Below are 11,418 nucleotides of genomic sequence, written 5' to 3'. Positions count from 1 at the left end.
CCCCCGACCCTCTGGTCCCAAACCAGATGCGCTACCAAGCTGCGCTATTCACCGACTAATTTTGTATCGACTCTTGGGAATAATGAATCAACACTGGAAGCCGAAGCTACCGATATTTTGTAAAGAAAGAATGGGGTGGCTAACGAGATTCGAACTCGCGACCACCGGAATCACAATCCAGGGCTCTACCAACTGAGCTATAGCCACCATTATTTCTTTTTGCCAATTCTCACTTACCTAAGTAAGAGACCGGATGGCGCGCCTGAAAGGATTCGAACCTTCGGCCTTTGGCTCCGGAGGCCAACGCTCTATCCAGCTGAGCTACAGGCGCATGCCCTGTCGGCGGAGTGGAATAATACGTATATCACCTTATGCCGTCTAGTACTTTTTTAACTTTTTTTTCTGTTTGGTCTCTTTTTCGACAGTTAATATGTGATAAACCCCTTATTTGAGTACTACAACCCACCGCAGCTTATAAGTTGTTGTTTATTGCAACAACTTATCGGGATATAATCACCCATTATTTACATTGGTTTAACAGTTGCTCTTTGCTGATAAAGCCAAAACACCCTTCCAACACTATAAATTGGTAAGCATGTACTTACCTTGGGAATGTAAAGTGAGTTTAATGGATATGTCTCGTCGAATTTTAAGCGTTGTCATCGCAGTTTTAACCTTTTCAACTGGCGCTATGGCTTCAGGCCTAAGCGAAGCAGAGCAAGATGCTATTGCTGAACGCATCAAACCAGTTGGCCAAGTTTACCTAGTCGGCAGCGAGCCAGTAGCCGCAGAACCAACAGGCCCTCGTGATGGCGCAACAGTTTACGGTACCTTTTGTATCGCTTGTCACGCATCTGGCGTAAGTGGCGCACCTAAAACAGGTGATGCTGGTGACTGGGGTCCTCGTATTGCCCAAGGTCGCGACATCCTAGCTGACCACGCAATCAACGGCTTCAATGCTATGCCAGCGAAAGGTTCATGTATGGACTGTTCAGACGACGAAATCAAAGATGCTATCGAGCACATGATTGCCGGTCTGTAATTTGCAGATCTGTAATTAAAAATACCAAATTCAAAAAAGGTGACCTCATGGTCACCTTTTTATTGGTCTCGATTTAGAGCCAAACATCACTTCTTATTGAACATCGCACGAATGTTGGCAATGTGTGCCTGCCCTTTCTCCATTCGTTCTTCTGCGGATTGTGGTTTCTTAACGCTTTCCCACTCCACATCTTCATGCGGCAGTTCATCAAGGAATCGGCTTTGTGTTGGCTTTATCAATTCGCCATACTGACGACGTTCACGACACTTAGTGAAGGTCAGCTCTTTCTGCGCGCGAGTAATCCCTACATACATAAGACGACGTTCTTCTTCTACGTTACCTTCATCGACACTGGTTTGGTGTGGCAAGATACCCTCTTCGGCTCCCATCAGGAACACATACGGAAACTCTAGGCCTTTCGATGCGTGCAATGTCATTAATTGAACTTGGTCTGCATCGTCATCATCTTCACCACGCTCCATCATGTCACGTAGCGTTAAACGTTGAACCACTTCACGTAGGGTCTTCTCTTCTTTGTCGTAGTTGTCACCCTCAAGGTCAGCAACGATCCAACTATAAAGATCAGAAACGTTCTTCATTCTCATCTCTGCAGCTTTCGGGCTTGCCGAGGTTTCGTACAACCAATCTTCATAGTTAATATCACGAACTAAAGAGCGAACAGCCTCAACGGTATTGCCACGTTCAGCATTATCAGAAATACGAACAATCCAATCGCTGAAACGGCGCAGGTTTTCTAAACCACGACCAGTCAAAGTTTGCTCTAAACCCATCTCAAAGCTCGCTTCAAACAAGCTCTTGCCACGCATGTTAGCGTAGCTGCCTAACTTCTCAAGCGTCACCGGGCCTATCTCACGACGGGGTGTGTTTACAATACGTAGAAACGCGTTGTCATCATCAGGGTTCACCAACACGCGGAGGTAAGCCATAATGTCTTTAATCTCAGCTCTAGCGAAGAAAGAGGTACCGCCAGAAATTTTGTAAGGCACACGGTTCTGCATCAAGGCTTTTTCAATCAAGCGAGATTGGTGGTTACCACGGTACAGCACTGCGTAATCTTTATATTCAGTGCGGTTCAAAAACTTGTGTGCGATGATCTCACCTGTAATACGCTCTGCTTCATGCTCTTCATTCTTAGCATTCAGTACCTTGAGCTTTTCACCGTCCGGGATCTCAGAGAACAGTGACTTTTCATAAACGTGTGGGTTATTAGCGATCAAGATATTCGCTGCACGCAAAATTCGACTCGTTGAGCGGTAGTTCTGCTCTAGTTTGATCAAGCGTAAGTTCGGGTAGTCCTCACCTAACAGCACCAAGTTTTGCGGTTTTGCACCACGCCATGAGTAAATAGATTGGTCATCGTCACCTACGACCGTCAAACGACCACGCTCTCCCACAAGCAGACGCACCAATTCATATTGGCTGGTGTTGGTATCTTGATACTCATCGACAAGTAAATAGCGAATACGAGACTGCCAGCGCTCACGCACTTCTTGATTGGTTTTCAGAAGTAATACTGGCATCGCAATCAGATCATCAAAATCGAGCGCGTTGTATGCCTTCATCTGTTTCTGGTACATCTCAAAACAGAATGCAAACAACTGCTCTTGTTCGCCTTGAGCTCGAGCTTTCGCCTGATCTGGCGTCAGCATGTCATTCTTCCAATTCGAAATGGTGCTCATTAAAGCACGCAGCAGATCCTTATCACCATCGATCTGTCTCTCTGTTAGCTCTTTTAATAGCGCCAATTGGTCTTGGTCATCAAATAGAGAGAAGCCCGCTTTCAGACCCAGCGCTTTGTATTCACGACGAATGATAGTTAAGCCCATGGTATGAAAAGTCGAAACGATCAGGCCTTTCGATTCACCTTTACCCAGAGTTTGCCCCACACGTTCTTTCATCTCGCGTGCCGCTTTATTGGTAAAAGTTACCGCTGCAATATTGCGTGCCTTGTAACCACACTCTTGAACCAAGTAAGCAATCTTATTCGTGATAACACGCGTTTTACCGGATCCTGCGCCTGCTAATACTAAGCAGGGGCCCGAAACATATTTCACGGCTTCATCTTGTCTTGGGTTCAGTTTCATTTGGTTCTCAATTTGGTCTATCGGAGCGAATTCAATTGCGCGCCTATAATAATGCTGCAACACCACGAATGCTACGCTCTCTTATGCAAGAATTTTATATCACATATGAAAAACTATGTTGCACATATGTGTGGGTCTTAGGCTATAATGAATGAACGTTCATTCATTAGTGAGTATATTATCACTGTCTGGTTCTTATTCTATGATAGATAAAAGACAACAAATTATAGATGCCGCCGAAAAACTGATTGCTGAATCAGGCTTTCACGGACTTTCTATGCATAAACTAGCTAAAGAAGCAGGAGTTGCGGCTGGAACTATTTATCGCTACTTCTCAGACAAAGAAGAACTATTACAACAAGTTCGCTTAGCTGTTACTCAACGGAATGCTGGTTTAATTCAGCAAGGCGTTGAAGATTCGATGAGTCTAAAAGAACGATTTAGAAAAATGTGGCTCAACATTTTCGAGCTCTCGGGATCAAACATCTGCAATTTAAAGAATAGAGCTCAATACGACTCTTTACCTTGTATTCGCAGCCATGAGACCAAAGAGATTGAACGAAAAATGTTCCACAAAATAGATCAACTCTTTACTGAAGGTAGAGAGCAAGGGGTGTTTAAGCCTCTAGAAAACCCTGTTTTAGCAGCACTTAGCTTAGAAGTCAGTGTCACGCTGGCCCGTAAGCAATCTCTTGGATATTACCAACTTGATAAAAAAGCCATTGAAGCGGCGATTGAAGCAAGTTGGGATGCGATTATTACACACTAATTTGGAGTTCTAACTAGAATGAAAAAGTGGACTTTCTTCATGTTACTCATCGCTGTACTACTTTTCGGCAGCGTTATTGGGTTTAACATGTTTAAACAACAAAAAATTGCTGAGTTTATGGCTAACCGACCTGAGCCAGAGTTTCCAGTAACGGTAACAGAAGTTCAACCTATCGACTGGGTTCCAGTAATCGAAGCTATCGGCTTCATCGAACCTAACCAAGGTGTGACACTAGCGAACGAAACCAGCGGTGTTATTGACCAAATCTCTTTTGGTTCTGGTACTGATGTTAAAAATGACCAACTACTTGTTCGTCTTGATTCTGGCGTAGAAAAGGCAAATCTAAAGAGTTCTGAAGCTCGCCTGCCTGCGGCAAAAGCAAAATACAAACGCTACCAAGGTCTTTTTAAGAAAGGTTCTATTTCTAAAGAAGCATACGATGAAGCAGAAGCAAACTTCTACTCTCTATCTGCTGATATTGAAAGCCTAAAAGCATCTATCGAACGTCGTGAAATTCGTGCTCCTTTTGATGGAAAAGTGGGTATTCGTAACGTTTACCTCGGTCAATACCTGCAATCAGGTACCGATATCGTTCGTTTAGAAGATACCAGTGTCATGCGCCTGCGCTTCACGGTTTCTCAAACTGATATCTCTCGTATCCATGTGGGTCAAGCTATCGACATCTTTGTTGATGCCTACCCAGAGAAGCCATTTGAAGGTTCTATCAGTGCAATCGAACCAGCAGTAAGCATCCAAAGTGGTCTTATCCAAGTTCAAGCAGATATTCCAAACAATGATGGCAAGCTTCGTAGCGGTATGTTCGCTCGTGCTAACATCATTCTGCCTAAGCTAGAGAACCAAGTTACTCTTCCTCAAACAGCGATTACTTTCACTCTATATGGTGACAATGTTTACATCTTAACTGAAGAAGACGGAGTTCAGCGTGTTGCTCAACATGTTGTAAAAGTAGGTGAGCGTACGGCTGATATTGCACACATCCTTGAGGGTGTTAAAGCTGGCGATACGGTTGTAACTTCTGGCCAAGTACGCCTAAGTAACGGCGCCAAAGTTAAAGTTGTTGAAAGTGATGCGATCACTCCACCATCTGAAACACCTAAGCTGTAACTGGAGGCACAATGCGCTTTACTGATGTTTTTATTAAACGTCCAGTTCTAGCGGTATCCATCAGCTTTTTGATTGCTCTGCTTGGCTTACAAGCAATCTTCAAAATGCAGGTGCGTGAATACCCGGAAATGACGAATACCGTGGTGACAGTCTCAACTGGTTACTATGGTGCAAGTGCCGATCTTATCCAAGGCTTTATCACCCAGCCCCTCGAACAGGCTGTGGCTCAAGCGGATAATATCGATTATATGACATCTTCTTCTGTGCTAGGTAAATCTACGATTACCGTGAACATGAAGTTGAACACCGACCCGAATGCGGCATTGTCTGACATACTGGCCAAGACAAACTCGGTACGTTCTCAGCTACCTAAAGAGGCTGAAGATCCAACCGTAACCATGTCTACCGGTTCAACAACCGCTGTACTCTATATTGGTTTTACCAGTGACGAATTGGTATCGAGCCAAATTACCGACTATCTAGAGCGTGTAATCAACCCGCAGCTATTTACGGTTAATGGTGTATCTAAAGTTGACCTATATGGTGGTATGAAATACGCACTGCGCGTATGGCTAGACCCATCAAAAATGGCGGCGATTGGTCTGACTGCATCTGATGTAATGACGGTACTGAACGCTAACAACTACCAATCAGCTACGGGTCAAGCGACCGGTGAGTTCGTGCTTTACAACGGCAGTGCCGATACTCAGGTATCAAACACTGAAGAACTAGAGAATCTAGTCGTGAAAAGCGGAGAAGGTGAGATCATTCGCCTATCCGATATCGCGAAGGTTTCTCTTGAAAAAAGTCACGATGTTTACCGAGCAAGTGCTAACGGCCAAGAGGCGGTTGTAGCTGCGATAAATGCGGCGCCAAGTGCGAACCCTATCAACATCGCTGCTGATGTACTGGAACTTCTTCCTCAACTAGAGAAGAACCTACCAAGCAACATCTCAATGAACGTCATGTACGATTCAACCATTGCGATTAACGAATCAATTCAAGAGGTTATTAAGACCATCCTTGAAGCGGCATTAATCGTATTGATCGTGATTACCTTATTCTTAGGTTCATTCCGAGCGGTACTGATCCCTATTATTACTATCCCACTGTCTTTGATTGGTGTGGCAATGGTAATGCAGGCAATGGGTTTCTCTTGGAATCTAATGACACTATTGGCAATGGTACTTGCCATCGGTCTAGTGGTAGATGATGCGATCGTAGTACTTGAGAACGTCGACAGGCATATCAAGCTCGGCGAGTCCCCTTTCCGTGCAGCGATTATCGGTACCCGCGAAATTGCGGTGCCTGTTATCGCAATGACGTTAACGCTAGGTGCGGTATATGCTCCAATTGCGATGATGGGTGGTATTACAGGCTCGCTATTTAAAGAGTTTGCATTAACCCTAGCTGGTTCGGTTTTCGTATCAGGCATTGTGGCACTAACGCTCTCGCCAATGATGTGTTCAAAAATGCTGAAAGCTCACGCTGAGCCAAGCAAGTTTGAGCAGAAAGTTCATAGCGTGCTAGATGGCATGACTAACCGTTACGAGCGCATGCTTGGTGCGGTCATGCAACATCGTCCAGTATTTATTGGTTTTGCTATCATCGTATTTGCAAGTTTACCGTTGTTGTTCAAATTCATCCCTAGTGAGCTAGCACCTTCAGAAGATAAAGGTGTAATCATGTTAATGGGTACAGCACCGTCGAATGCAAACTTAGACTTCATGCAAAATACCATGAACGACGTAAACCAGATTCTGTCTGATCAGCCAGAAGTTGCTTACGCACAGGTATTTACAGGTGTGCCAAATGCAAACCAAGCATTTGGTATCGCGTCTATGGTTCCTTGGAGCGAACGTGAAGCAAGCCAATCAGACGTAGCAAACCGCGTTGGTAATTTGGTGAAAGATGTTCCAGGAATGGCGGTAACTGCATTCCAAATGCCAGAACTACCCGGTGCTGGTTCAGGCCTTCCAATTCAGTTTGTCATAACAACGCCAAACAGTTTTGAAAGCTTGTTCCAAATTACCACAGACATTCTGGCTGATGTCTCTTCAAACCCGTTGTTCGTATATTCAGATCTCGACCTGAACTACGACTCAGCAACCATGAAGATCAACATCGACAAGGATAAAGCAGGCGCATATGGTGTGACCATGCAAGATATCGGTATCACGCTCGGTACCATGATGTCAGATGGCTACGTAAACCGTATCGACTTGAATGGCCGTTCTTACGAGGTAATTCCTCAAGTTGAACGTAAATTCCGTTTGAATCCAGAGTCAATGAACAACTACTACGTACGTGCTGCAGACGGCAACGCTGTACCACTAGGCAGTTTGATTACGATTGATGTTGTGGCAGAGCCTCGCTCTCTTCCTCACTTCAACCAATTGAACTCGGCTACGATTGGTGCGGTACCGGCTCCAGGCGCTGCAATGGGTGATGCAATTGCATGGTTTGAAGACACGGCAGCGAATAAGCTTCCAAGTGGCTACAACCATGACTACATGGGTGAAGCACGCCAATACGTAACAGAAGGTAGCGCACTTTACGCGACCTTTGGTTTAGCTCTGGCAATCATCTTCTTGGTATTGGCGATTCAGTTTGAATCACTGAAAGACCCACTGGTTATCATGGTATCTGTACCACTGGCGATCTGTGGTGCCCTAATAGCTCTGGCTTGGGGCGCGGCAACGATGAACATCTACTCGCAAGTTGGTTTGATCACCTTAGTCGGCCTGATTACCAAGCACGGTATCTTGATTTGTGAGGTTGCGAAAGAAGAGCAGCTGCACAATCAAAAAACTCGTATTGAAGCGGTAATGGAAGCAGCGAAGGTTCGTCTTCGTCCAATCCTGATGACAACGGCTGCGATGATCGCGGGTCTAATCCCACTGATGTACGCAAGTGGTGCGGGTGCGGCTCAGCGTTTCAGTATTGGTATCGTAATCGTTGCTGGTTTAGCAATTGGTACTCTATTCACGCTATTTGTACTGCCAGTGATTTACAGTTACTTAGCTGAAAAACACAAACCTCTACCTGTATTTGTTGAAGACAAAGACCTAGAAAAACTAGCTCGCGTCGATGAAGCAAAAGCAGCGCACAGAGAATTAGCTGATAATAAGTAATCACTAAGTCGTAATAACAATAAAAAGGCTACTTCGGTGGCCTTTTTTTGTACGCCATAGGCGACATCGCAAGTGTGATTAAATAGAATAGTGGTAAATATTCAGGAGTTTTAATTGATATGTTTGATCCAAAAAAACTAGAGCAGATTGCTAAGCAGATCCACGATTCTATGCCTCAACCAGTAAAAGAGCTTGGTTCAGATGTAGATCAAAAAGTTGGCCAGGTTATCCAAGGCCAACTGAACAAGCTAGACGTTGTAAGCCGTGAAGAGTTTGATGTTCAAACACAAGTACTACTGCGCACTCGCCAAAAGCTGACTGAAATGGAACAAAAGCTAGCGGACTTAGAAGCAAAGATTGCCGACAAGTAAGCGTAAAGAAAGAAAACTGAAAGTCTACGAAGACTGAACAAACAATGTTCATTTTATTGATTTTTAAGACTTTGTTACTAAAAGCAAAAAGGCTTGGTCAACGGCGACCAAGCCTTTTTATTAGATGTTGTGTTGCTTATTTATAACTCCAACCTGTAAGGAGCTAGTGATACTGCTTTGCTTTTTCTACAAATTTATCAGTATCTAAGCGACTAATTAACCGCCTACAGCGATACGCTTCATGTCGCTCATGTAGCTACGTAGCTCTTCACCGATGTACTCGACAGGGTGGTTACGGATAGCTTCGTTTACTTCAATCAGCTTAGCGTTATCTACTTGGTTAGACGTTTCACCTAGACCGCGACCGATTACGTCTGTTGCTACTGAAGGCATGAACTGCTCACGTAGTAGCGGTGTTGCTACGTTAGCGAATAGGTAGTTACCGTACTCAGCAGTATCAGAGATTACAACGTTCATTTCGTAAAGACGCTTACGAGCAACTGTGTTTGCGATTAGTGGAAGCTCATGTAGAGATTCGTAGTAAGCCGACTCATCGATGATGCCTGATGCCGTCATAGCTTCGAATGCTAGCTCAACACCGGCGCGAACCATAGCAACCATTAGGATGCCGTTGTCGAAGTACTCTTGCTCTGAGATTTCTACGTCAGAAGCTGGGTAGTTTTCGAATGCTGTTTCGCCTGTCTCTTCACGCCAGCCTAGTAGGTTCACGTCATCGTTCGCCCAGTCAGCCATCATTGTGCTAGAGAAGTGACCAGAGATGATGTCATCCATGTGCTTGTTGTAAAGCGGACGCATTAGGTCTTTTAGCTCTTCAGAAAGCTCAAACGCTTTAACTTTAGCAGGGTTAGATAGACGGTCCATCATGTGAGTTACACCACCGAACTTAAGTGCTTCAGTAATCGTTTCCCAACCGTATTGTAGAAGTTTACCTGCGTAGCCTGGTTCGATGCCATCAGCAATCATCTTCTCGTAAGATACGATAGAACCCGCTTGTAGCATGCCACATAGAATAGTTTGCTCACCCATAAGGTCAGATTTAACTTCAGCTACGAATGAAGACTCTAGGCAACCTGCACGGTGGCCACCAGTACCTGCAGCCCAAGCTTTAGCGATATCCCAGCCTTCACCTTTAGGGTCATTTTCTGGGTGAACAGCGATCAGTGTTGGAACACCGAAACCACGCTTGTACTCTTCACGTACTTCAGAACCTGGACACTTAGGTGCAACCATTACAACGGTAAGGTCAGCACGTAATTGCATGCCTTCTTCAACAACGTTGAAACCATGAGAGTAACCAAGAGCAGCGCCTTCTTTCATTAGAGGCATTACTGTCTCAACAACATTAGTGTGTTGCTTGTCGGGAGTAAGGTTAATAACTAGGTCTGCTTGAGGGATTAGCGTTTCGTAGCTACCAACTACAAAGCCGTTTTCGTCAGCATTCTTGAATGATTGACGCTTCTCATCAATTGCAGCTTGGCGTAGAGCGTAAGATACGTCTAGACCAGAATCTCGCATGTTTAGACCTTGGTTTAGGCCTTGAGCACCACAGCCAACAATGACGATCTTCTTGCCTTCAAGGTATTCAGCTTCAGTCGTAAATTCTTCACGATCCATGAAACGGCAGCGACCTAATTGGTCTAGTTGCTCACGAAGGTTTAATGTATTGAAATAGTTAGCCATTGTAGGGCACTCCTTTAAAAATAAGTCCGTAAGGTCGATATCTCTCTATCGAATGACTTCATACTAAAACAGACACTCCGTTGCTGAAAGTGATATATTCACAATTAGTTATTGCAATAAACGCAACATGGAAACGATCGCAAAACATGAACATAAAATCTCTACAATTATTTATACATTTATGTGATAGCAAGAGTTTCAGCAAAACAGCTGCTGCTATGCACGTCAGTCCTTCTGCCCTTAGTCGTCAAATACAAAAGCTTGAGGAAGAAACAGGGCAAGAACTGCTTATCAGGGATAATCGAAGTGTTGACCTCACACCAGCAGGGAAACATCTGTTACCTGTGGCATTGAACATCGTTGGCGAGTGGCAGCAATATAATCTCCACCTAAAAGGCGGAGAACAGGAGCTCAAGGGTGAGATCCGCATTTTCTGTTCCGTAACAGCAAGCTACAGCCACCTTCCTGAACTCATTACCGAATTCAGGGCTATTCATCCGTATATTGAGTTTAAGCTATCTACCGGTGATCCAGCGCAATCCATCGACAAGATCCTGAATGATGAAGCTGATATTGCTATTTCAGCTAAACCAGATATTTTGCCTTCAAGATTAGAGTTCGAAACCATCAGCGATATACCACTGTCAGTAATCATCCCATCCGGTGTCAGTAGCTTTAGTCTGCAGCTGCAATCCGAAAAACCAAACTGGAATGAAGTGCCTTTTATCATTCCCGAAGCAGGCACTGCCCGTGAACGTGCGAATGCATGGTTCAAAAGGATGAAGATTAAGCCCAACATTTACGCACAGGTATCTGGGCATGAGGCGATTGTAAGTATGGTTGCGCTAGGTTGTGGAGTGGGTATTGCTCCTGATGTAGTAATTAACAACAGTCCTGTGAGAGACAAGGTCGATCGCTTAAAAATAGAACCTATCAAACCCTTTGAATTAGGTGTCTGCTGTAAACGATCTCAACTTGAGAACCCACTGATTAGAGCGTTTTGGCAAGTAGCCGAAGGAAAATATCTCCCTGACTAGTTAACTTTAGATATGCTGGTTAAGAGAATAATAGAGAGCACGTTAGTGCTCTTTTTTGTTTTTCTAAATAGCAGATATGAAAAAGCCCGCTGATTTCTCAGCGGGCTTTTCAATGGTGGTGGAGGGATAGGGAT

Annotated in this window: 8 protein-coding genes and 2 tRNA genes; 6 read left to right on the top strand and 4 right to left on the bottom strand. The window is 44.5% G+C overall.

The features are described from left to right. Positions 1-131 precede the first annotated feature (131 nt). Positions 132-207, bottom strand: a tRNA-His gene (locus ACED28_RS21845). A 47-nt stretch (positions 208-254) separates the two neighbouring features. Beyond that, positions 255-331, bottom strand: a tRNA-Arg gene (locus ACED28_RS21840). 297 nt (positions 332-628) lie between these two features. On the opposite strand from ACED28_RS21840, the gene ACED28_RS21835 reads away from it, so the two are divergent. Further along, a complete protein-coding gene (locus ACED28_RS21835; protein WP_008224061.1) occupies positions 629-1,042 on the top strand; it encodes a cytochrome c5 family protein in 414 nt (137 codons plus the stop codon). A gap of 86 nt (positions 1,043-1,128) precedes the next feature. On the opposite strand, the gene rep is transcribed toward ACED28_RS21835, so the two are convergent. Beyond that, positions 1,129-3,147, bottom strand: a complete 2,019-nt coding sequence (gene rep, locus ACED28_RS21830) for a DNA helicase Rep (protein ID WP_012602966.1) — start codon at positions 3,145-3,147, stop codon at positions 1,129-1,131. Between the two features lie 151 nt (positions 3,148-3,298). Between rep and ACED28_RS21825 the strand changes: the two genes are divergently transcribed. The 4 genes from ACED28_RS21825 to ACED28_RS21810 all read left to right on the top strand — a co-directional run bounded on the left by ACED28_RS21825 (position 3,299) and on the right by ACED28_RS21810 (position 8,546). Beyond that, positions 3,299-3,916 (top strand): TetR/AcrR family transcriptional regulator, encoded by a 618-nt coding sequence (locus ACED28_RS21825; RefSeq protein ID WP_017096411.1) that lies wholly within the window; start codon positions 3,299-3,301, stop codon positions 3,914-3,916. Positions 3,917-3,934: 18 nt separating this feature from the next. Next, the gene (locus ACED28_RS21820) at positions 3,935-5,041 is read left to right on the top strand and encodes an efflux RND transporter periplasmic adaptor subunit (protein ID WP_012602965.1); all 1,107 of its coding nucleotides are present in this window, start codon (positions 3,935-3,937) and stop codon (positions 5,039-5,041) included. An 11-nt stretch (positions 5,042-5,052) separates the two neighbouring features. Beyond that, on the top strand, positions 5,053-8,175 hold the full coding sequence (locus tag ACED28_RS21815; protein WP_009848084.1) for a multidrug efflux RND transporter permease subunit: 3,123 nt from the start codon (positions 5,053-5,055) through the stop codon (positions 8,173-8,175). 119 nt (positions 8,176-8,294) lie between these two features. Continuing rightward, positions 8,295-8,546 (top strand): accessory factor UbiK family protein, encoded by a 252-nt coding sequence (locus ACED28_RS21810; protein ID WP_371710733.1) that lies wholly within the window; start codon positions 8,295-8,297, stop codon positions 8,544-8,546. A gap of 216 nt (positions 8,547-8,762) precedes the next feature. Here ACED28_RS21810 and ilvC read toward each other — a convergent pair whose 3' ends face one another. After that, positions 8,763-10,247, bottom strand: a complete 1,485-nt coding sequence (ilvC, locus tag ACED28_RS21805; protein WP_017112134.1) for a ketol-acid reductoisomerase — start codon at positions 10,245-10,247, stop codon at positions 8,763-8,765. A 146-nt stretch (positions 10,248-10,393) separates the two neighbouring features. Between ilvC and ilvY the strand changes: the two genes are divergently transcribed. Continuing rightward, positions 10,394-11,284, top strand: coding sequence for an HTH-type transcriptional activator IlvY (ilvY, locus tag ACED28_RS21800; RefSeq protein ID WP_371710732.1), 891 nt, complete (start codon positions 10,394-10,396; stop codon positions 11,282-11,284). Positions 11,285-11,418: the final 134 nt, after the last annotated feature.

It is taken from the genome of Vibrio sp. 1F253 (assembly GCF_041439295.1).
Lineage (GTDB): Bacteria > Pseudomonadota > Gammaproteobacteria > Enterobacterales > Vibrionaceae > Vibrio > Vibrio tasmaniensis_A.
This window is presented reverse-complemented; position numbering and strand designations above follow the sequence as displayed.

Coding starts and splice junctions, on each gene's coding strand:
- ACED28_RS21835 (WP_008224061.1), top strand. CDS start 629: ATGGATATGTCTCGTCGAATTTTAAGCGTTGTCATCGCAGTTTTAACC.
- rep (WP_012602966.1), bottom strand. CDS start 3,147: ATGAAACTGAACCCAAGACAAGATGAAGCCGTGAAATATGTTTCGGGC.
- ACED28_RS21825 (WP_017096411.1), top strand. CDS start 3,299: ATGAACGTTCATTCATTAGTGAGTATATTATCACTGTCTGGTTCTTAT.
- ACED28_RS21820 (WP_012602965.1), top strand. CDS start 3,935: ATGAAAAAGTGGACTTTCTTCATGTTACTCATCGCTGTACTACTTTTC.
- ACED28_RS21815 (WP_009848084.1), top strand. CDS start 5,053: ATGCGCTTTACTGATGTTTTTATTAAACGTCCAGTTCTAGCGGTATCC.
- ACED28_RS21810 (WP_371710733.1), top strand. CDS start 8,295: ATGTTTGATCCAAAAAAACTAGAGCAGATTGCTAAGCAGATCCACGAT.
- ilvC (WP_017112134.1), bottom strand. CDS start 10,247: ATGGCTAACTATTTCAATACATTAAACCTTCGTGAGCAACTAGACCAA.
- ilvY (WP_371710732.1), top strand. CDS start 10,394: ATGAACATAAAATCTCTACAATTATTTATACATTTATGTGATAGCAAG.